Origin of the sequence: Enterobacter sp. MGH 16, from assembly GCF_000493175.1 — a bacterium.
Lineage (GTDB): Bacteria > Pseudomonadota > Gammaproteobacteria > Enterobacterales > Enterobacteriaceae > Enterobacter > Enterobacter roggenkampii.
Window position 1 is genome coordinate 221,634 of sequence record NZ_KI535695.1, and the last position, 21,459, is coordinate 243,092.

Here is a 21,459-nt window from a genome sequence, read left to right on the forward strand (position 1 = left end):
ACAATTGACAACCATTCAAATGGTTAAGAGGCGTGAATGAGTCAGGCGAAAACCGGCATCCTGCTTGCCAATCTGGGCACTCCAGAAGCACCTACATCAGACGCGGTAAAACGCTACCTGCGACAATTTTTAAGCGACACGCGCGTCGTGGATTTTCCGCGACTGCTGTGGTGGCCGCTGCTGCGTGGCGTCATTCTGCCGATCCGTTCTCCGCGCGTCGCCAAACTCTATCAGTCCGTCTGGATGGAAGAGGGCTCGCCGCTGATGGTCTACAGCCGTCGTCAGGAGAAGGCGCTGGCCGCCCGCCTGCCGGAGATGCCCGTCGCGCTCGGCATGAGCTACGGCAAACCGTCACTTGAAAGCGCGGTGGACTCGCTGCTGGCGCAGGGCGTGGACCATATCGTGGTGCTGGCGCTCTACCCGCAGTACTCCTGCTCGACGGTGGCCGCCGTCTGGGACGAGCTGGCGCGCATTCTGGCGACTCGCCGCCGCATTCCGGGCGTGACCTTTATTCGCGACTACGCGGATAACGAGCTGTACATCAAGGCGCTCGCCAACAGCGCGCGCGCGTCGTTTGAAAAACACGGCGAGCCGGATCTGCTGCTGCTCTCCTATCACGGCATCCCGCAGCGTTTCGCCAATGAAGGGGATGATTACCCGCAGCGCTGCCGCGATACCACCCGCGAGCTGGTTTCCGCCCTCGGCCTGCCGCCGGAGAAGGTGATGATGACCTTCCAGTCGCGCTTCGGCCGCGAGCCGTGGCTGACGCCATACACCGATGAAACCCTCAAAATGCTGGGTGAGAAGGGCGTGAAGCACATTCAGGTGATGTCGCCGGGCTTCTCGGCAGACTGTCTGGAGACGCTGGAGGAGATCGCGGTGCAAAACCGGGAGTTTTTCCTGGAGGCTGGCGGCGAAAAGTACGAGTACATTCCGGCGCTTAACGACTCCCCTGAGCATATCGACATGATGGTCTCGCTGGTAACGAACGGTCGCTGATCGCACTCCGGGCCGGGTTTGTGCTACCATTCCCGGCCCATATTCTTCGTACAGTTCAGACCATGAAATTTCCCGGTAAACGCAAATCCAAACACTACTTCCCCGTGGATGCCCGCGATCCGCTCCTGCAGCAAATCCAGCCAGAAAATGAAACCAGCGCGGCGTGGGTCGTCGGTATCGATCAGACGCTGGTGGACATTGAGGCGAAAGTGGATGATGCGTTTGTCGCCCGTTACGGTCTGAGCGCCGGTCACTCGCTGGTGATTGAAGATGACGTTGCCGAAGCGCTGTACCAGGAGCTGGTGCGCGAAAACCTGATTACCCATCAGTTCGCCGGCGGCACCATCGGCAACACCATGCACAACTACTCCGTGCTGGCGGACGACCGCTCTGTCCTGCTCGGCGTAATGTGCAGCAACATTGAAATCGGTGGCTACGCCTATCGCTACCTGTGCAACACCTCCAGCCGTACCGATCTGAACTATCTCCAGGGCGTCGACGGGCCGATTGGCCGCTGCTTTACGCTGATCGGTGAATCCGGCGAGCGGACCTTTGCCATCAGCCCGGGGCATATGAACAAGCTGCGCGCGGACAGCATTCCCGAAGAGGTGATCGCGGGCGCCTCGGCGCTGGTGCTGACCTCCTACCTGGTGCGCTGCAAGCCGGGCGAGCCGATGCCGGAAGCGACCATGAAGGCGATTGAGTACGCGAAGAAGTACGATGTGCCGGTGGTGTTAACGCTGGGCACCAAATTCGTGATTGCCGATAACCCGGAATGGTGGCAGGCGTTCCTGAAAGAGCACGTCTCGATTCTGGCGATGAACGAAGAGGAGGCCGAAGCGCTGACCGGTGAAAGCGATCCACTGCTGGCGTCTGACAAAGCGCTGGACTGGGTGGATTTGGTGCTCTGCACCGCGGGTCCGGTTGGGCTGTATATGGCTGGCTTCACCGAAGAAGAGAGCAAACGCAAAACCCAGCATCCGCTGCTGCCCGGCGCGATTGCCGAGTTCAACCAGTACGAGTTCAGCCGCGGCATGCGTTTTAAAGACTGTGTTAATCCGCTGCGTATCTACTCGCACATCGCCCCTTACATGGGCGGGCCGGAGAAGATCATGAACACCAACGGCGCGGGCGACGGCGCGCTGGCCGCGCTGCTGCACGACATCACCGCTAACGCCTACCACAAAACCAACGTGCCAAATTCCAGCAAGCACAAGTTCAGCTGGCTGACCTATTCGTCGCTGGCGCAGGTATGCAAGTACGCCAACCGCGTAAGCTATCAGGTGCTGAACCAGCACTCACCGCGCTTAACGCGTGGCCTGCCGGAACGGGAAGACAGCCTCGAAGAGGCGTACTGGGACAGGTAAAAGCAAAACGGCAACCTGTGGTTGCCGTTTTTAGTGTTTGTTCCCTCTCCCTGTGGGAGAGGGCCAGGGTGAGGGCATCAGGCCGCACAAAACTTAACCCGTCACCGCCTCTTCAACCGGCGGTTTTTCCAGCAGCGTCAGCATGGTGTTAGCAATCTCGCGCTCGCCCATCACCACCTTATCCGCACCGCGCTCGGTAATGTAATCTACCTCGTCGTCGTAGTGCGCCCGGGCGATAATCTCAATGTTTGGACACTTCGCGCGCGCGGAGGCGACAATCTCACCCGCCTCATAGCCGTTGGGAATGGTCAGCAGCAGCCAGCGGGCGCAGTCCAGATGCGCCAGCTCCATGATCTCTTCGTTCGCCGCATTGCCCAGCACCGCACGAATACCGCGCTCGCGCAGCTCGTCAACGCGGGTGCGTGACGTTTCAATTACCACCAGCGGAATGCCCTGCGCCATCAGCTTCTCGCCAAGCAGGCTGCCGACGCGGCCAAAGCCGACCAGCAGGGCGTGATTGCAAATATCGACCGGGATCTGCTTCTCTTCTTCGATGGCCTCCTCCAGCGTCTGCTCTTCCAGCGTTTCGGTTTTATCGAGGTATTTTTCCAGCAGGGCAAACAGCACCGGGTTCAGCATAATTGACAGGATCGCCCCCGCCAGCACCAGGTTTTGTCCGGCCTGCGGCAGCAGGTTCAGGGCCATGCCCAGACCGGCCAGAATAAAGGCGAACTCGCCAATCTGCGCCAGGCTGGCGGCAATGGTCAGCGCCGTCCGCGGAGAGTGGCCGAACATTCGCACCAGGAAGAAAGCGGCGAGCGACTTACCAAAGATAATGATCGCCAGCGTGCCCAGCACGGCCAGCGGCTGCTGGATCAGAATAAGCGGGTCAAACAGCATCCCGACGGAGACGAAGAACAGCACGGCAAAGGCGTCGCGCAGCGGCAGGGTGTCATGTGCGGCGCGGTGGCTCAGCTCGGATTCGTTCAGCACCATCCCGGCAAAGAACGCGCCCAGCGCGAAGGAGACATCAAACAGCTCAACGGCGCCAAAGGCGATACCGAGCGCCAGCGCCAGCACGGAGAGGGTAAACAGCTCGCGGGATCCGGTCGCCGCACTGCGGGACATGATCCACGGCACCAGACGGCGACCCACCAGCATCATGATGGCGATAAACGCCACCACCTTCCCGATGGTGATGCTCATATCCAGCGCCAGCGAGGCGAAGCCGATATTGTCTTTTTCCATCATGCCGGCGACGGCGGGCAGCAGCACCAGCGTCAGGACCATCACCAGATCTTCCACAATCAGCCAGCCTATCGCGATCTGTCCGCGCTGGCTGTCTATCAGCTGTCTCTCCTCAAGCGCGCGCAGCAGCACCACGGTACTGGCGGTTGAAAGACACAGCCCAAATACGATACCGGTCATCAGCGACCAGCCCAGCACGGCCGAAAGCGCCATCCCAAGCAGCGTCGCCACCCCTATCTGGGCGATCGCTCCCGGTATGGCAATCGACTTTACCGCCATCAAATCCTTCAGGGAGAAGTGCAGGCCGACGCCGAACATCAGCAGAATCACGCCCAATTCCGCCAGCTCAGGGGCCAGTTTGGTATCCGCAACAAAACCTGGCGTAAACGGTCCCGCCAGCACACCTGCCAGCAGATAGCCGACAAGAGGAGAAATACGCAGCTTATTGGCAATCATGCCGAGAATAAAAGCGAGCACAAGTCCACCAACAATGGTGGTGATAAGCGGTGTGGCGTGGTGCATTCCGTCTCCTTTCGTGGTGAGTGTTCCATTTTTGGCGTGAATACCAAAAAACCAGGTAATAGTTTATGACAATTTTTACCCTTATGTTTATGAATAATTGTTGAAGTTTGAATAAAACAGCAATATGCACGTAAAAAAGCGCATTTTGATAAATTCAGCGCGGGGATGAAGAGGAAACCCTTATGGTATAAGGGTATCAGGTAGCTAAAGCATAAGTTTAGCTACCCGTAATTCACGCTTTATGGCGGTTATCAGGCAGGAATATGGTCAACATGCCAAGAAGTGGCAGGAAAGCGCAGATTTTATAAACCAGGAAGATGCTGGTGTGATCCGCAACCATCCCTAACACCGCTGCACCCAGCCCGCCCATGCCGAAGGCGAAACCGAAAAACAGTCCGGAAACCATACCGATACGTCCGGGCAGCAGCTCCTGGGCATAGACCAGAATGGCGGAAAACGCGGAGGCGAGAATAAAACCAATAATCACGGTCAAAATCCCCGTCCATTCAAGGCTGGCGTACGGCAAAATGAGGGTAAAAGGCGCTACGCCGAGGATAGAGCCCCAAATGACATATTTACGGCCAATCTTATCGCCCACCGGCCCGCCAATTACCGTCCCTGCGGCCACCGCGAACAGGAAGGCAAACAGGTGGATCTGCGCGTTTTGTACCGATAATCCGAATTTTTGCATCAGATAAAAGGTGTAATAGCTGCTGATGCTCGCCATATAGAAGTATTTCGAGAAAATCAGCACCAGCAGGACGGCAACCGCGAGGATAACCTTATTGCGCGGCAGGGGATTGATCACCTTCGCTTTAGGTTTTCCTTTATTCACCCGATGCTGAGCGGCATACCAGCGGCTGATCTGCGCCAGCACGATAATCGCCAGCAGCGCGGCCAGCACAAACCAGGCCACGTTGCCTTTGCCGTACGGGGCGATAATCACTGCCGCCAGCAGCGGGCCGAGGGAGCTACCGAAGTTACCGCCTACCTGGAACAGGGACTGCGCCAGGCCATGACGACCGCCGGACGCCATACGCGCCACGCGGGAAGACTCCGGATGGAAAACGGACGAGCCGGTGCCTACCAGTGCGGCGGCAATCAGCACGGCTTCAAAACTTCCGGCCATGGCCAGCAGCACCAGCCCGCTTAGGGTAAAGCACATGCCGATGGGCAGCGACCACGGCATCGGGTATTTGTCCGTCCAGTAGCCCACCACCGGCTGCAGCAGCGAGGAAGCCAGCTGGAAGGTCAGGGTGATCATCCCAATCTGCACGAAGGTGAGTGAGAACTCGGACTGCAGCAGCGGATAAATAGCCAGAATCAACGACTGGATCATGTCGTTGAGCAGGTGCGAGAGACTGATTGCGCCTAAGACTTTAAAGGAGGTGCGCGACGTCGGCGCGCCCGGAACGGGCTGGGTTGAGTCACTGATTGCCATAGAGAGAATTACCACGTCTTGAGTTATTAGCGATGCAGGGTGTAATTATTATCCGACTAACATACCCGCCCGGGACATTTGAAGAAAGTCGCAATTCTGAAAACTTATTTGTCTATTCTTATTAGTCACTGTAATTTCTGCCTTTGTCTATTGGTCAGGGAGAGAGAAGATGAAGTTAATGAAGCGGGGCGTCGCGCTGGCGCTCATCGCGGCGTGGGGGCTGGTAAGCCTGCCCGTGCAGGCGTATGAAAAAGACAAAACCTATAAAATCACCATTCTGCATACCAACGATCACCACGGTCATTTCTGGCGCAGTGAATACGGCGAATATGGCCTGTCGGCGCAAAAAACGCTGGTGGACGGCATTCGTAAAGAGGTGGCGGCCCAGGGCGGCAGCGTGCTGCTGCTGTCGGGAGGCGATATCAATACCGGCGTGCCGGAATCCGATTTGCAGGACGCCGAGCCCGATTTCCGCGGCATGAACCTGATTGGCTACGACGCGATGGCCGTCGGTAACCATGAGTTTGATAATCCGCTGAGCGTCCTGCGTCAGCAGGAGAAGTGGGCCAAATTCCCGTTCCTCTCTGCCAACATTTACCAGAAAAGCACCGGCGAACGCCTGTTCAAGCCGTGGGCGCTGTTTAAGCGTCAGGATCTGAAGATCGCGGTCATCGGCTTAACCACCGACGACACGGCGAAAATTGGCAACCCTGAGTTCTTCACCGATATCGAATTCCGCAAACCGGCAGACGAAGCGAAGCTGGTGATTCAGGAGCTGCAGCAAAACGAAAAGCCGGACGTGATTATCGCCACCACCCACATGGGGCACTACGACAACGGTGAGCACGGCTCCAATGCGCCGGGCGACGTGGAGATGGCGCGCAGCCTGCCGGCGGGCTCGCTGGCGATGATTGTGGGTGGTCACTCACAAGATCCAGTGTGTATGGCATCCGAGAACAAAAAGCAGGTGGACTACGTGCCGGGCACGCCGTGTGCACCAGATCGTCAGAACGGTATCTGGATTGTGCAGGCGCACGAGTGGGGGAAATACGTAGGCCGGGCGGACTTCGAGTTCCGTAACGGCGAGATGAAGCTGGTGCACTATCAGCTCATTCCGGTCAACCTGAAGAAGAAGGTCACCTACCCGGACGGGAAAAGCGAGCGCGTACTTTACACCCCAGAGATTCCAGAAAACCAGCAGATGCTCTCCCTGCTGACGCCGTTCCAGAACAAAGGCAAGGCGCAGCTGGATGTGAAAATCGGTACGCTGAACGGTCGTCTGGAGGGGGATCGCAGTAAAGTTCGCTTCGTGCAGACCAACATGGGCCACCTGGTGCTGGCGGCGCAAATGGCGCGCACCGGGGCTGATTTTGGCGTGATGAGCGGCGGCGGCATTCGTGATTCCATCGAAGGCGGAAACATCACCTATAAAGACGTTCTGAAGGTGCAGCCGTTCGGTAACGTGGTGGTTTATGCCGACATGAGCGGGAAAGAGGTTGTTGAGTACCTGACCGCCGTGGCGCAGATGAAGCCGGATTCCGGGGCCTATCCGCAGTTTGCCAACGTGAGCTTCGTAGCGAAAGACGGCAAGCTTAACGACCTGAAGATCAAAGGCGAACCGGTTGACCCGGCGAAAACGTACCGTCTGGCGACGTTAAGCTTTAACGCTACCGGCGGCGACGGCTATCCGCATATTGATAATAAACCGGGATACGTGAACACCGGCTTTATCGATGCAGAAGTGCTGAAGCAATATATCGAGCAGAATTCGCCGATTGACGTGAATGCGTATGAGCCGAAAGGCGAGGTGAGCTGGCAGTAGTGCGGTTGTGTTGCCGGGTGGCGGCTTCGCCTTACCCGGCCTACATTCGAATCGTAGGCCCGGTAAGCGCAGCGCCACCGGGCAATTTTCTCAATCCCGTCGCGCAATATCCGCAAACTTCGCGTCCAGCATTTTCGCCAGATCGCCCGCCGCCAGCTCAATGTCCAGCCCGCGTTTGCCACCAGATATAAAGATGGTGTCAAATTCCTGTGAAGGGGCATCGATCAGCGTCGGCAGGCGTTTTTTCTGCCCGAGCGGGCTGATGCCGCCCACCAGGTAGCCCGTGGTGCGCTGCGCCACCATCGGATCCGCCATATCCACCTTCTTCGCCCCCAGCGCTTTAGCGACCTTCTTCAGATCCAGCTGTCCCGCCACGGGAGTCACCGCGACGGCGAGGTGCTTCATATCGCCATTCACCGCCACCAGCAGCGTTTTATAAACCTGGTCCGCGTTCAGCCCCAGCTTACGCACCACTTCATCACCAAAGTTGGTTTCATTCGGATCGTGATCGTAGGTGTGGATCCGGAAAGAAATGTTGTTTTTTTCGAGCAATTTAACGGCGGGAGTCATAGCTATCCTTCTTACGACAGACAATTCATGCAGCCAGCATACGCCTGACGTTTGTCTAAAAAATAGCACCATCTTGCGCAATAGTGTTGGCAGTGATGGTCACTTTGAGCGACAATCGGCTCAGCCGAAGGTCACTTCGGTATAATAAAAACGATGAAATTCCTCTTTGACGGGCCAATAGAGATATTGGCCATTTTTTTATTTCAGCAACGACGGCAAATTCCCTTCGCCGTATAAATGTAACGCCCCAACCGCCACCACGTATTCCCCCGCAGGCAGAGCATGCAGCGTCTCTCGCCAGGCTTTGTTACGCGCATTCATCAGCACATCATACAGCGATTCACTGAACGTTGACGGTAACGCCAGCCTGGCGTCCGCAGGCGGTGCATCCAGCCACCAGCCAATCATGGTCTGCAGCAGGCGTGCGTTGGTGTGCCAGTGGGTGAGGGTATCATCCAGCAGCATCAGACCGTCGTCGGGAAGCTCTCGCAGGAGCGCAATCTGGCTGTCCGTACCTTCCAGTTCGATGATCGGCATACGGCGCGCCCGCGCCACGTTCAGCAGCTGGTAATCAATGCCGTAATCACCCCGCAGCCCCAGACGCTGGGCCTGCGTGGCCTGTAATACCATTGCGATTTGCCACAGCGGCAGGGTGTCAATCATGGAGAGCGATACGCCGGTTTCCTCGGCGACGCGCGTCAGTTCCGCGAGCTGGGCCTCATTCAGACGTTCCGCCAGCGGGAGATCGCTTTCAAGCCCGGCAAACGGTGACTCATGGCCCGAGATGTCCGCCTCGACGACCAGCGCGTCGGCGCGCTTCAGGCGCTTTATCAGACCAGGCGGCAGAGGTGACATACCCTGCGTGCCCATATGGATACTGCCGACCAGGTGCAGGTGTTGCCCGCCGGGAAGCGAGATATCCAGACCGGGCCAGGCGTAACGGCGAGGGAAAAGGGCGCGAAACGATGTTTTTATACGATGAAACAGACCCATACGCGCTCCATAAACGGAAAGGTTCATGCTAGCGCGTACGGGTACAAGGTTCAATCCTTCGGTTTAAACCGCAACAGCCGGTTGGCGTTGCTGACCACGGTGATGGAGGAGAGCGCCATCGCCGCGCCCGCGACCACCGGGTTCAGCAGCGTACCGGTCAGCGGCCACAAAATACCGGCCGCGATTGGGATCCCGAGGGTGTTATAGACGAACGCCCCCAGCAGGTTCTGCTTCATGTTGCGCAGCGTGGCTTTCGAAATGGCCAGCGCATCGGCCACGCCCATCAGGCTGTGGCGCATCAGCGTAATGGCGGCGGTTTCGATGGCCACGTCGCTGCCGCCGCCCATCGCGATCCCCACATCCGCCTGGGCCAGCGCCGGGGCATCGTTGATGCCGTCGCCGACCATTGCCACCTGACGGCCCTGGCGTTGCAGGTTTTTAATGGCGTCCGCTTTGCCATCCGGCAGTACGCCCGCAATCACCTCATCAATACCGGCTTCTTTCGCGATGGCGTTGGCGGTGGTCGGGTTATCCCCGGTCAGCATCACCAGACGGTAGCCCGCACGGTGCAGGCGCTGTAAGGCGTCCACGCTGTCCTGGCGAAGCGGATCGCGCACGGCCAGCAGCGCGGCAGCTTTGCCGTCCACCGCCAGCAGAACCGGGGTAGCGCCCTGAGACGCCTGCGCCTTCAGCTCGTTTTCCAGCGCGGCGGTATCAATACCGTTTTCATTGAGCAACGCCTGGTTGCCCAGCAGCAGCGCATGGCCTTCTGCCTCACCGCTCACGCCGAGCCCGCGCAGGGTGCGGAAGTTGCGCACCTGCGGCAGGACAGACGCATTGGCTTTATCGAGAATAGCGCGCGCCAGCGGATGGCTTGAGCCTTGCTCCAGCGCGGCGGCGAGACGCAGCGCCTCCTCTTCGGCAATGCCTGCGGTCGTGACGGCGACCACCTGCGGTTTACCTTCCGTCAGCGTGCCGGTTTTATCAAACACCAGCGTGTCCAGGGTACTGGCCCGCTGCAGCGCGTCCGCGTCCCGCACCAGTACGCCAAATTCGGCCGCGCGCCCTACGCCGGAGATAATCGACATCGGCGTCGCCAGGCCAAGGGCGCAAGGACAGGCGATGATCAGCACCGTGGTGGCGATCACCAGGGTATACACAATCTGCGGCGCGGGGCCGAAGAAGTACCAGATCGCCGCGCTTAGCAGGGCAATGCCGACCACCACCGGCACAAAAATGGCCGAGATTTTGTCAGCAAGCTGGCCAATCTCCGGCTTGCTGCTCTGCGCCTGGCGTACCATGCGGATAATACGCGACAGCGTGGTGTGGCTGCCGACGGCGCTGGCGGTGAACAGCACGCTGCCGTCCTGCACGACCGTACCGGCATGCACGGCGTCGCCGTCGGATTTCTGCTGGGGAATAGGCTCCCCGGTCAGCATCGCTTCATCCAGCCAGGCTTCGCCCTGGGTTATCTTACCGTCAACGGGAACGCGGTCGCCGGTGGTCAGACGCAGCGTCATGCCGGGCTGAACCTCGGCCAATGGAACGCTCTTTTCCCCCTCGTCCGTGACCACGCGGGCCGTCGGCGGGGTTAAATCAAGCAATCTTTCCAGCGCTTTCGAGGAACGCTGACGGGCGCGGGCTTCCAGCATATGGCCTAAGTTGATCAGGCCGATAATCATCGCGCTCGCTTCATAATAGAGATGCCGCGCTTCCATCGGGAACCACTGGGGCCAGACGTTCACGCTCATGGAATAGAGCCACGCCGCGCCGGTCCCGAGGGCGACCAGCGTATCCATCGTCGCGGTGCGGTTTTTCAGGCTCTTCCAGGCGCTGGTATAGAAATGCCCGCCTGCAAACACCATCACCGCAAGGGTAATCAGACCAATCACCAGCCACAGCGTGCGGTTGTCGTCGGTGACCATCATGTTGTCACCCATCATGCCCCACACCATCACCGGAATACCCACCAGCAGGGCGACAATCGCCTGCCAGCGGAAGCGCTTCATGGTGGCGATAGCCGTTTCCTGCTGGCGCTCGCGGCGTTCGGCATCATCTTCGATGGCCTCCGCGCCGTAGCCCGCTTTCTCAACGGCCTGCACTAACTCTGCGGCGGAGGCGCTGCCCATTACCAGCGCAGTACGCTCCGCAAGATTCACCCGTGCCTGCGCGACGCCCGGGACCGCCTGCAGGGCGTTTTGTACCCGGGAGACGCAGCTGGCGCAGCTCATGCCGTTGATCAGCAGCTGTTGGCTGTCATCAATATCATCCGCTGCCGGAAGCTCAGGAGTGGCCGCTGTCAGTGCTTCCGACGGGGATGATGACTCTGCCAGCGGTTTAGCCTTTGGGTGGCTTAACTCCGCCCCGTAACCGGCCTGTTTAATGGTATCAATCAGCGCGTCCGCGCTGGCGCTGCCGGTCACGGCGGCATGGTCGATAGTCACTTCAGCGCTTTCAACGTCAGGACGCTGTTCCAGGCTTTCTTTAACGCGTTTGACGCAGTGGCCGCAGGAGAGGCCGTCCAGCGTCAGGTCGATAGTGTGAGACATAACAAAACTCCCGTATAATATATTGGTCAGTTGTTGACCGGAGTAACGCTTTTCGCTAACTGTTATGAAGGTTAAACCTTCCATCAAGGGGAAGGTCAAGGGGGAAATGTGAATATCAGTGACGTGGCAAAAAAAACCGGCTTAACCAGCAAAGCGATCCGCTTTTATGAAGAGAAGGGGCTGGTAACGCCGCCGCTGCGCAGTGAAAATGGCTACCGCAGCTACACGCAGCTGCATCTCGATGAGCTGACGCTGCTGCGCCAGGCAAGACAGGTCGGGTTTAATCTGGAAGAGTGCGGCGAGCTGGTTAACCTGTTCAACGATCCGAAGCGTCACAGCGCGGATGTGAAAAAACGCACCCTGGAAAAGGTGGCCGAAATTGAACGCCACATCGTCGAGCTACAGTCGATGCGCGAACAGCTGCTGCAGCTCGCGGACTCCTGTCCGGGGGATGACAGCGCCGACTGCCCGATTATTGATAATCTTGCCGGCTGCTGCCACCGCAAAACCCACGCTTAACAGGCTTTTACCCGCAGGGTAATACCTTCCACCGCAATGACTTCAACCCGCGTGCCGGCGCTGAGGTCATCGTCGGCCACCACCGGCCACGAGCTGTCGCCTACGCGCATATGTCCGCGTCCGTTCACCAGCGCGGTGTCGAGGGTAAAACGCTTGCCGACAATCTGCTGTCCGCGCTGGTTAAGGTGGGCGTCCACCGGTTTCTGCTCGTTAACCCGCCGGTTAAGCCAGCGCCACCACAGCCAGGCGGCCACCAGCGTCAGCGCGGCAAACAGCGCCCCCTGCCACGCCCAGTCCAGGGGAAGGATCCAGACCAGAAGACCGGTAATGACGGCGGCCACACCGCTCCAGAGCAGGTAGCCGTTGCCGCCCAGCATCTCCGCTGCCAGCAATAAGCCACCGAGACTTAGCCAGAAGGCATGAGGATGTGCAACGATGAGCTCAATCATTTTTTACGCTCGTTTCCGCTGTCCTTGATCAGTTCGGCGATCCCCGCGATAGAGCCCATCAGGCTGCTGGCATCCAGCGGCATCATCACCACTTTGCTGTTGTTCGCCGAGCCGATCTCTTTCAGCGCGTCGGTATATTTTTGCGCAACGAAGTAGTTCACGGCCTGAATATCACCGGCGGCAATTGCCTCGGACACCATCTGGGTCGCGCGGGCTTCCGCTTCGGCGGAACGTTCACGCGCTTCCGCCTGTAAGAACGCGGACTGACGGTCGCCTTCCGCTTTCAGGATCTGCGACTGTTTTTCCCCTTCCGCTTTGAGGATCTCCGCCTGGCGTACCCCTTCGGCTTCCAGAATGTAGGCACGCTTGGTTCGCTCAGCTTTCATCTGGGCGTTCATGGAGGCAATCAGCTCCGCCGGCGGGCGCACGTCGCGGATCTCGATGCGGGTAACTTTGATCCCCCACGGGTTGGTGGCCTCATCGACAATGTGCAGCAGGCGGGTGTTGATGCTGTCGCGCTGGGAAAGCATCTCGTCCAGCTCCATCGAGCCGAGTACGGTACGGATGTTGGTCATCGTCAGGTTGACGATCGCCAGCTCCAGGTTGCTGACCTCATAGGCCGCTTTTGGCGCATCAATCACCTGAATAAAGCACACGGCGTCGATGGTGACGTTGGCGTTATCCTTGGAGATCACTTCCTGGGACGGAATATCCAGAACCTGCTCCATCATGTTGATCTTGCGGCCGATTCTGTCCATGAACGGGACAATCAGGCTTAAGCCGGGCTGGAGCGTGTTGGTGTAACGGCCGAAACGCTCGACCGTCCACTGATAACCCTGAGGGACAATTTTGACGCCAGCGCCCACGATAACCAGCGCAACGAAAATAAGGACGGGAACAACGATAAGCATAAAAACCTCCTGTTTTGCATGCCGTGATGAGTGAAAGTGTGTATTTATTGCTCGTAAGTATAGGTAAAGTCAGAGATGAAGCCATCACCCGCTTCGGCAATGGCTTTGGATAATCCCTGGTAGTAATGCTCCAGCCCCAGCGCTTCGATACGCTGGATCTGTTCGCGAAGGGGGGCGCAGAACAGAACGGCATTCCCCGCCTCAACGCGTTTGTTATTCGGTGGAAGGTCGCCCGCGATGGCTTTAAACCAGGTTCTGATGCCCTGCTTTAAATTATGCGGCGCTTTTGCCAGGTTATCCATGCCCGTCAGGATCTGCAGAGTAGGGAACTCATCGGCCTGCACGGCGGCTTTCATGCGCGCAAAGAACTGGCTGAACAGCTCGAACGAGCCCAGATCGGTGACGCGGGGCTTGGTGGTTTTACCGTTTTTATTGCCGATTTTACCTGCCGCTGACGCCGTGGCCGGAACCGCGTTCACCTTTTCCAGCTCCAGTCCGAACAGCAAATTGCAGTGCGCGCGGCGCGCTTTCAGCGGGTAGGACATCAGGACGTCAATGAACCGGGTGGCTTTCACATCCGCAAGATTGTGGTTGATAAGCCACTGGGTGCGCGAAAATTCCGCCGGAGAGACGAACCAGTCCGGCACCTCATTGAAGCGTTTTGATTTGCCTTTACCGTCAAATTCAAGGAAGTGTGTCCCGTTGTCGAAGGCAAAATAGCAATTTTTGAAGCTGCCGATCGTGGTGTTCACGATGAGCGCCTTCTTAACAAAATCGACCACCTCTTCACCCATCACAAAACGCGTGCGTTCCGACGATTTGATGACGTCCATTAATGTTTCGACATCAGGAACACCAGGCTTCAGGGAGGGAAACTCATAAAAAATATGTGCCATGCTGCATACTTCCTGTAGTGATGGTGGTGACAATTTACAAACAAAAAGCTTAACACTTGCTTCAGCGTGAGGCTATTCGCGCTGCGCGGGCGAAAGGATTATGCTACAGACGGTTATGACAAAAAGCGGTCAACGGAAGCGCTATGAACGATAAAAAAAACGTATTACTGCTCAGGGATGTCGGATTTCGAGTCGGGGAAAACACGATCCTGCAGCATGTCGGGTTTCGCCTGTCGCCGGGCGAGTTTAAATTAATCACGGGTCCCTCAGGCTGTGGGAAAAGCACGCTGCTGAAGATTGTGGCGTCACTCCTCAGCCCGACGGAGGGAGCCATTCTGTTTGAAGGCGAGGATATCGCCTCGCTTTCTCCGGAAAGCTATCGCCAGCAGGTCTCGTACTGCGTGCAAACGCCCGTGCTTTTTGGCGATACGGTCTATGACAACCTGATTTTTCCGTGGCAAATCCGCAATAAAACGCCGGAGCCGGAAAAGTTTATCCAGGATCTGGCCCGCTTTGGCCTGGCGCAGGAGACGCTGAGCAAATCCATCAACGCGCTGTCGGGCGGCGAAAAGCAGCGGGTCTCGCTGATCCGCAACCTGCAGTTTTTACCGAAGGTGTTGTTGCTGGACGAAATCACCAGCGCGCTCGATGACGTCAACAAGCGCAACGTTAACGAGATTATTCATCGTTACGCCCGGGAGCAGAACATTGCCGTGCTGTGGGTGACGCACGACGCTAACGAAATAACCCATGCGGATGACGTAATCACGCTCCAGCCGCACGGCGGGAAAATGCAGGAGGCAAACCGTGGGTGAGCATAACATTACGAACGAATCGCTGGCCTTTTCGATGGTGCTGGTGCTGATTGCGATTGTGGTCAGCTACCGGGAAAAGCTGGGGCTGGAAAAAGATATCGTGTGGAGTATCTGCCGCGCGGTGATTCAGCTCATCATCGTCGGCTATGTGCTGAAGTATATCTTCAACGTTAACCACGCGGTGCTGACGCTGCTGATGGTGCTGTTTATCTGCTTTAACGCGGCGTGGAATGCGCAAAAGCGCAGTAAATACATTGATAAGGCGTTTGTCTCATCGTTTATTGCGATTACCACCGGAACGGCGCTCACGCTGGCGGTGCTGGTGCTCTCCGGCTCGATTGAGTTTACGCCGATGCAGGTCATCCCTATCTCGGGGATGATTGCGGGGAACGCGATGGTGGCCGTTGGGCTTTGTTATAACAACCTCGGCCAGCGTTTCAGCAGCGAACAGCAGCAGCTGCAGGAGAAACTAAGCCTGGGGGCAACGCCAAAAGTGGCCTCGGCGCGGCTGATTCGCGAGAGCATTCGCTCATCGCTGATCCCTACGGTAGATTCCGCCAAAACGGTGGGGCTGGTGAGCCTGCCGGGCATGATGTCGGGGCTGATTTTTGCCGGTATCGATCCGGTAAAAGCGATTAAGTATCAGATCATGGTGACGTTTATGCTGCTTTCCACGGCAAGCCTGTCGACCATCATTGCCTGCTACCTGACCTATCGGAAGTTCTACAACGCGCGCCACCAGCTGGTGGTGACGCAGTTGAAAAAGACGGGGTAACATCGTCTTTGTAGGCCCGGTAAGGCGAAGCCGTCACCGGGCTTTTTTATCAATACAACAGCGCGTAAAGCTGACGACGATACTTCGACGCCAGCGCGTCGCCGGTGCCCAGCGCGGCCAGGATCTCCTGGAACATCTTGCGCGCCTGACCGTCTGCGGCGGCTAAATCTTTTTGCAGATGGCTGAAGAGCAGCTCAAGCGCCTCTTCGTTACGCCCCACCTGATGCAGCTGCAGCGCAAGCTGGCTTGCCAGCGCGGCATCCGCCGGATTGTCGGCAACCTGCTGCTGCAGCTGTTGAATTTCCGGGGTATCCGCCGCCTGCTTCAGCAGCTCAATCTGTGCAACCAGCCCCTGATAGCGGGTGTCCTGATCCTGCAGCGGAACCGTCTTAAGTACGGCCTCCGCGTCCTCTGAGCGATGCAGGGCGATCTGCGTCTCCGCCAGCAGCAGGCCAATCTGGCTGTTCTGTTTTGACAGCTGCCACGCCTCTTTCAGCAGCGGCAGCGCCTCGTCGTATTTGCCTTCCTGCATCAGCGCCATGCCTTCCTGCGCTTTCAGCTCTTCTTCGCGCGGCAGCACCTTATCCAGCAGGGCGCGGATAGCCTCTTCCGGCTGCGGCCCCTGGAAGCCATCAACAGGCTGGCCGTTCTGGAACAGATAGACGGTAGGAATGGCGCGCAGACCAAACTGAGACGCGACCATCGGCTCGGCGTCACAGTCCAGCTTCGCGAGAATGAACTGGCCGTTGTACTGGGCGGCAAGGCTTTCCAGCACCGGCGTCAGCTGCAGACAGTGTTGGCTACGTTCAGACCAGAAGTAGAACAGGACCGGTTTGGTCATCGACTGTTCAAGAGTCTGTTGCAGGTTAGCTTCTGTGATATTGACGATATTCTGTACGGACATGCGGCTTTCTCTTTTGTCGGTTTGTTCTTTACATGGGGATGCGCGTCGTCGCTTCAACTCAACCGTGTAAAATTTTGTCCATTATCCGGCCCGGCAGCAGGCGTTTTAACCAGCCGACGGCGTGGGTGACCAGCGTCACCGGATAGCGCATTTTGGGATGTTCACTCTCAAAAGCATGGCGCACTTTGGCAACCACCGCCTCGGGCCCGAGGGTAAAACGTGCGGCGATGCCGGGGTTCTCGACCGGTTTATCCGCCTGCGTCTGGTTAACGTTTTCGGTAAAGCGGGTGCGGATCGGGCCGGGTTCAATCAGGCTGACCTTAATGCCGCTGTGGCGTAGCTCCATGCGCAGGGCGTCGGACCAGGCCTCCAGCGCATATTTACTGGCGGCGTAGGCGCCGCGGCCCGGGGTGGAAATCAGCCCCATCACCGACGACGTCATCACGATGCGCCCTTCACCGTGCGGCAGCATCGCGGGGAGCAGACGCATGGTGAGCTGATGTACGCCGAAAAAGTTGGTCGAAAACTGCTTCTCCAGCGTTTCGCGGGAGAGGGTATCCAGCGGGCCATATACGCCGTAACCGGCATTATTAAACAGGCCGTAAAGACGATTACCGGTCAGGGCGATCACCTCATCGGCGGCGTGGTCAACGCTCTCCGGCGAGTCCATATCCAGCAGCACGCCGGTAAAGCCCAGCCCGTTCATGCGTTCGACATCGTCGGGTTTGCGACAGGCCGCCAGAACCCGAAACCCCTGGCGCTTCAATTCGAGCGCGCTTTCCAGACCGATTCCACTGGAACATCCTGTAATTAAGACCGATTTTTGCATAACTTTACCTGTCAGGATCTCCGCTTAATCAGGAGTCATGTTTAACTAAAGGAGCCAGCCGCGTTGCCATCCAGTCGGCAATAAACGGCTGCGCATCGCGATTGGGGTGGATCCCGTCGTCTTGCATCCACTGGGGTTTGAGATAGACCTCTTCCATGAAAAATGGCAGCAGCGGAATATCAAACTCTTTGGCAAGCTTGGGGTAGATCGCGCTAAAGGCCTCATTATACCGACGACCGTAGTTGGCGGGCAGGCGAATTTGCATCAGCAGCGGCTGGGCGTTTGCCGCCTTGATCTCCTGCAAAATGGTGCGCAGCGTATCCTCCGTTTGCTGTGGCTGGAAACCGCGCAGGCCATCATTACCGCCGAGCTCAACCAGTACCCAGCGCGGCTGATGCTGTTTGAGCAGCGCAGGCAGGCGCGATAAACCTTGCTGTGAGGTGTCGCCGCTGATGCTGGCGTTGATTACAGGCGTTTTGCTCTGCCATTTGTCATTGAGCAGAGCGGGCCAGGCCGCGCCAGCCGCCATGCGATAGCCTGCGCTCAGGCTGTCGCCGAGAACCAGTAACGTGTCCGCTGCCGCCGCGCGGAAGGTCATCAGAATCAAAAACAGGAAGGGCAAATGCCAGCGGAAAACAGTGTTGAAGTTCATCATCTTAAGAAGTCCGTCGGTCAGGGGGAACACGAGCTTTCCATCCTTACTGGAGTTGAACTCGTTGTCAAACGCGCTGAAACCATCGCGCTGATTGGCGAATCCGGTTCCGGTAAGTCCACGCTGCTGGCGATTTTAGCCGGTCTGGACGACGGCAGCAGCGGCGAGGTCCACCTTGTCGGGCAGCCGCTGCATCAGCTTGATGAAGAGGCGCGGGCCGCGCTGCGCGCGCGTCACGTTGGTTTTGTCTTTCAGTCCTTTATGCTGATCCCAACCCTGAACGCCCTGGAAAACGTCGAGCTCCCGGCGCTGTTGCGCGGTGAAAACAGCCGTGAAAGCCGCGCTCATGCGAAGGCGCTGCTGGAACAGCTCGGTCTGGGCAAGCGCCTCGACCATCTTCCCGCCCAGCTTTCCGGCGGTGAGCAGCAGCGCGTGGCGCTGGCCCGCGCGTTTAACGGCCGCCCTGAGGTGCTGTTTGCCGATGAGCCTACCGGCAACCTTGACCGTAAAACCGGCGACAGGATTGCCGACCTGCTGTTTTCGCTCAACCGCGAGCACGGCACCACGCTGATCCTCGTCACCCACGATCCGCAGCTCGCGGCGCGCTGCGACCGTCGCCTGCGGCTGGTGAACGGTGTACTGCAGGAGGAAGCATGATTACCCGCTGGTTCTGGCGCGAGTGGCGCTCGCCCTCGCTGCTGATTGTCTGGCTGGCGCTCAGCCTGGCGGTGGCCTGCGTGCTGGCGCTCGGCAGCGTCAGCGACCGCATGGAAAAAGGGCTCAGCCAGCAGAGCCGGGAGTTTATGGCGGGGGACAGGGCGCTGGAAAGCTCCCGCCCCGTGCCGCCGGGCTGGATTGAAGCAGCGCGCAAAGAAGGGCTGAAGGTGGGAGAGCAGCTCACCTTCCAGACCATGACCTTCGCGGGCGACATGCCGCAGCTGGCGAGCGTCAAGGCCGTCGATGATATCTACCCGATGTACGGTGACTTACAGACCAGTCCGCCGGGGTTAAAGCCGACGCCCGGTACGGTGCTGCTGGCATCGCGTCTGATGGCGCTGCTGAACCTCAAACCCGGCGACAGTATCGACGTCGGCGACGCCACGCTGAAAATCGCCGGGGAAGTGGTGCAGGAGCCCGACGGCGGATTTAACCCGTTCCAGCTTGCGCCGCGTCTGCTGATGAACACCGCGGATGTCGCGGCCACCCATGCGGTACAGCCGGGCAGCCGCGTCACCTGGCGCTATAAGTTTGGCGGCACGCCCGCCCAGCTTGCCGCGTATGAAAAATGGCTTCTGCCGCAGCTCAAACCGGAACACCGATGGTACGGGCTGGAGCAGGACGAGGGGGCGCTCGGTAAATCTCTGGAGCGCTCTCAGCAGTTCCTGCTGCTGTCGGCCCTGTTGACCCTGCTGCTGGCGGTAGCGGCGGTGGCCGTGGCGATGGGGCACTACTGCCGCAGCCGCTACGACCTGGTGGCGATCCTCAAAACCCTCGGGGCGGGCCGGGCGCAGCTGCGCAAGCTGATCGTCGGCCAGTGGCTGATGCTGCTGGTCCTGTCGGCGCTGACCGGCGGAATAATGGGGCTGCTGTTTGAAAAACTGCTGATGGTAATGCTGAAACCGGTGCTCCCGGCCGCCTTGCCGCCGGCCAGCCTCTGGCCGTGGCTGTGGGCGATGGGCGCGATGACGGTGATCTCGGTGCTGGTGGGGCTCCGGCCCTACCGCCTGCTGCTCGCCACGCAGCCGCTGCGCGTGCTTCGCAACGATGTGGTGGCGAACGTCTGGCCGCTGAAGTTCTACCTTCCGGTGATTATTGCGGTGGCGGTGGGGCTGCTGGCGTGGCTGATGGGCGGCAGCACGCTGCTGTGGGCGGTGCTGGCCGGGGCGGTTGTGCTGGCGCTGCTGTGCGGCGTGCTGGGCTGGATACTGCTCAACCTCCTGAAAAGGGTGACGGTAAAATCCCTGCCCGTGCGCCTGGCAGTCAACCGTCTGCTGCACCAGCCCTGGTCTACGCTCAGCCAGCTGTCGGCGTTCTCGCTGTCGTTTATGCTGCTGGCGCTGCTGCTGGTGCTGCGCGGCGATCTGCTCGACCGCTGGCAGCAGCAGCTTCCGCCGGAAAGCCCGAACTATTTCCTGATCAATATCGCCCCTGAGCAGGTTACGCCGCTGAAGGGCTTCCTGGCGGAGCATCACATCATCCCCGAGTCGTTCTATCCCATCGTTCGCGCGCGTCTGACGCAGATCAACGGCCAGCCAACGGAGGGGAATAAGGACGAGTCGCTGAACCGCGAGCTGAACCTCACCTGGCAGGATAAACGCCCTGATCACAACCCGATAACCGCCGGCACCTGGCCGCCAAAAGCGGGAGAGGTGTCGATGGAGGAGGGGCTGGCGACGCGGCTGAACGTGAAGCTGGGGGACAGCGTGACCTTCACCGGCGATACCCAGGATTTCACCGCGAAAGTGACCAGCCTGCGTAATGTGGACTGGGAAAGCCTGCGGCCCAACTTCTTCTTTATCTTCCCGCCGGGGGCGCTGGACGGGCAGCCGCAGAGCTGGCTGACCAGCTTCCGCTGGGAAAACGGCAACGGCATGCTGACCCAGCTCAACCGGGAGTTTCCGACGGTCAGCCTGTTGGATATCGGCGCGATCCTCAAACAGGTGGGGCAGGTGCTGGAGCAGGTGAGCCGCGCGCTGGAGGTCATGGTGGTGCTGGTGACGATCTGCGGCGTGCTGTTGCTGCTGGCCCAGGTGCAGGTGGGCATGCGCCAGCGCCATCAGGAACTGGTGGTTTACCGCACGCTGGGTGCGGGTAAGCGGCTGCTGCGAATGACGCTCTGGAGCGAGTTTGCGCTGCTGGGGCTGGTGGCCGGTCTGGTGGCCGCCATTGGCGCAGAGACGGCGCTGGCGGTGCTGCAGACAAAGGTCTTCGACTTCCCGTGGGAGCCTGACTGGCGTCTTTGGTTGACTCTGCCTCTGTGCGGCGCTGTGCTGCTTTCCCTCTGCGGAGGCTGGCTCGGCACGCGGCTGCTAAAGGGCAAAGCCCTGTTCCGTCAGTTTGCGAGTTGATTTAGTAGAGTGATAATTACGCACCGGATTTTTATGCCGGTGCGTAGTATTTAAATAGCACAAAGTGATAATACCCACTCATTTAGTAGCACAAAACATTAAAAACCCGTCCACACAGCCCGATTATTTC

At 58.7% G+C, this 21,459-nt stretch carries 19 protein-coding genes; 8 read left to right on the forward strand and 11 right to left on the reverse strand.

Annotation, left to right across the window (positions count from 1 at the left end):
* The first annotated feature begins 36 nt into the window (after positions 1–36).
* Together hemH and L362_RS21630 are read left to right on the forward strand one after the other, a co-directional pair.
* Positions 37–999: a ferrochelatase gene (gene hemH, locus L362_RS21635; protein WP_023343508.1), complete on the forward strand. Its 963-nt coding sequence runs from the start codon at positions 37–39 to the stop codon at positions 997–999.
* 62 nt (positions 1,000–1,061) lie between these two features.
* Positions 1,062–2,366 carry an inosine/guanosine kinase gene (locus L362_RS21630; RefSeq protein WP_021241626.1) on the forward strand — a complete coding sequence of 435 codons (1,305 nt, stop codon included), beginning with the start codon at positions 1,062–1,064 and terminating at the stop codon, positions 2,364–2,366.
* Between the two features lie 93 nt (positions 2,367–2,459).
* Here L362_RS21630 and ybaL read toward each other — a convergent pair whose 3' ends face one another.
* The gene (ybaL, locus tag L362_RS21625; RefSeq protein WP_008499303.1) at positions 2,460–4,136 is read right to left on the reverse strand and encodes a YbaL family putative K(+) efflux transporter; all 1,677 of its coding nucleotides are present in this window, start codon (positions 4,134–4,136) and stop codon (positions 2,460–2,462) included.
* Between the two features lie 232 nt (positions 4,137–4,368).
* Entirely contained in the window at positions 4,369–5,577 is a 1,209-nt protein-coding gene (locus L362_RS21620; RefSeq protein WP_023326815.1) for an MFS transporter, read from the reverse strand.
* Between the two features lie 169 nt (positions 5,578–5,746).
* On the opposite strand from L362_RS21620, the gene ushA reads away from it, so the two are divergent.
* Positions 5,747–7,399 carry a bifunctional UDP-sugar hydrolase/5'-nucleotidase UshA gene (gene ushA, locus L362_RS21615; RefSeq protein ID WP_021241624.1) on the forward strand — a complete coding sequence of 551 codons (1,653 nt, stop codon included), beginning with the start codon at positions 5,747–5,749 and terminating at the stop codon, positions 7,397–7,399.
* A 90-nt stretch (positions 7,400–7,489) separates the two neighbouring features.
* On the opposite strand, the gene ybaK is transcribed toward ushA, so the two are convergent.
* The 3 genes from ybaK to copA all read right to left on the reverse strand — a co-directional run bounded on the left by ybaK (position 7,490) and on the right by copA (position 11,511).
* A complete protein-coding gene (ybaK, locus tag L362_RS21610) occupies positions 7,490–7,969 on the reverse strand; it encodes a Cys-tRNA(Pro)/Cys-tRNA(Cys) deacylase YbaK (protein ID WP_023343509.1) in 480 nt (159 codons plus the stop codon).
* 198 nt (positions 7,970–8,167) lie between these two features.
* A complete protein-coding gene (locus L362_RS21605; protein ID WP_023343510.1) occupies positions 8,168–8,962 on the reverse strand; it encodes a TraB/GumN family protein in 795 nt (264 codons plus the stop codon).
* Positions 8,963–9,012: 50 nt separating this feature from the next.
* Positions 9,013–11,511, reverse strand: coding sequence for a copper-exporting P-type ATPase CopA (copA, locus tag L362_RS21600; protein ID WP_023343511.1), 2,499 nt, complete (start codon positions 11,509–11,511; stop codon positions 9,013–9,015).
* A gap of 108 nt (positions 11,512–11,619) precedes the next feature.
* On the opposite strand from copA, the gene cueR reads away from it, so the two are divergent.
* On the forward strand, positions 11,620–12,030 hold the full coding sequence (cueR, locus tag L362_RS21595; RefSeq protein WP_008499310.1) for a Cu(I)-responsive transcriptional regulator: 411 nt from the start codon (positions 11,620–11,622) through the stop codon (positions 12,028–12,030).
* Here cueR and L362_RS21590 read toward each other — a convergent pair.
* From L362_RS21590 to L362_RS21580, 3 genes are read right to left on the reverse strand one after another with little or no spacing between them, the layout of a single operon-like run.
* Positions 12,027–12,479, reverse strand: a complete 453-nt coding sequence (locus L362_RS21590) for an NfeD family protein (RefSeq protein ID WP_008499311.1) — start codon at positions 12,477–12,479, stop codon at positions 12,027–12,029. The two genes, cueR and L362_RS21590, sit on opposite strands and share 4 nt — an antisense overlap.
* A complete protein-coding gene (locus L362_RS21585; RefSeq protein WP_008499312.1) occupies positions 12,476–13,390 on the reverse strand; it encodes an SPFH domain-containing protein in 915 nt (304 codons plus the stop codon). Before L362_RS21585 ends, L362_RS21590 begins: the two co-directional genes overlap by 4 nt.
* A gap of 44 nt (positions 13,391–13,434) precedes the next feature.
* Positions 13,435–14,286 carry a hypothetical protein gene (locus L362_RS21580; protein ID WP_023343512.1) on the reverse strand — a complete coding sequence of 284 codons (852 nt, stop codon included), beginning with the start codon at positions 14,284–14,286 and terminating at the stop codon, positions 13,435–13,437.
* A gap of 143 nt (positions 14,287–14,429) precedes the next feature.
* Between L362_RS21580 and fetA the strand changes: the two genes are divergently transcribed.
* Positions 14,430–15,101, forward strand: coding sequence for an iron efflux ABC transporter ATP-binding subunit FetA (fetA, locus tag L362_RS21575; RefSeq protein WP_023343513.1), 672 nt, complete (start codon positions 14,430–14,432; stop codon positions 15,099–15,101).
* Positions 15,094–15,876 (forward strand): iron efflux ABC transporter permease subunit FetB, encoded by a 783-nt coding sequence (gene fetB, locus L362_RS21570; protein WP_023293126.1) that lies wholly within the window; start codon positions 15,094–15,096, stop codon positions 15,874–15,876. Before fetA ends, fetB begins: the two co-directional genes overlap by 8 nt.
* Before the next feature lie 49 nt (positions 15,877–15,925).
* Here the strand turns inward: fetB and L362_RS21565 are convergent, their stop codons facing one another.
* The 3 genes from L362_RS21565 to tesA are packed head-to-tail and all read right to left on the reverse strand — an operon-like array spanning position 15,926 to position 18,264.
* A complete protein-coding gene (locus L362_RS21565; protein WP_023293125.1) occupies positions 15,926–16,780 on the reverse strand; it encodes a co-chaperone YbbN in 855 nt (284 codons plus the stop codon).
* A gap of 58 nt (positions 16,781–16,838) precedes the next feature.
* Positions 16,839–17,609, reverse strand: coding sequence for an SDR family oxidoreductase (locus L362_RS21560; protein ID WP_023343514.1), 771 nt, complete (start codon positions 17,607–17,609; stop codon positions 16,839–16,841).
* A 28-nt stretch (positions 17,610–17,637) separates the two neighbouring features.
* Positions 17,638–18,264: a multifunctional acyl-CoA thioesterase I/protease I/lysophospholipase L1 gene (tesA, locus tag L362_RS21555; protein WP_122008371.1), complete on the reverse strand. Its 627-nt coding sequence runs from the start codon at positions 18,262–18,264 to the stop codon at positions 17,638–17,640.
* On the opposite strand from tesA, the gene ybbA reads away from it, so the two are divergent.
* Together ybbA and ybbP are read left to right on the forward strand one after the other, a co-directional pair.
* Positions 18,232–18,918 (forward strand): putative ABC transporter ATP-binding protein YbbA, encoded by a 687-nt coding sequence (gene ybbA / locus L362_RS21550; protein WP_008499319.1) that lies wholly within the window; start codon positions 18,232–18,234, stop codon positions 18,916–18,918. The two genes, tesA and ybbA, sit on opposite strands and share 33 nt — an antisense overlap.
* Complete coding sequence (gene ybbP, locus L362_RS21545; protein ID WP_023343515.1) at positions 18,915–21,329, forward strand: putative ABC transporter permease subunit YbbP; 2,415 nt, start codon at positions 18,915–18,917, stop codon at positions 21,327–21,329. The genes ybbA and ybbP overlap by 4 nt, the downstream gene beginning before the upstream one ends.
* Positions 21,330–21,459 lie beyond the last annotated feature (130 nt).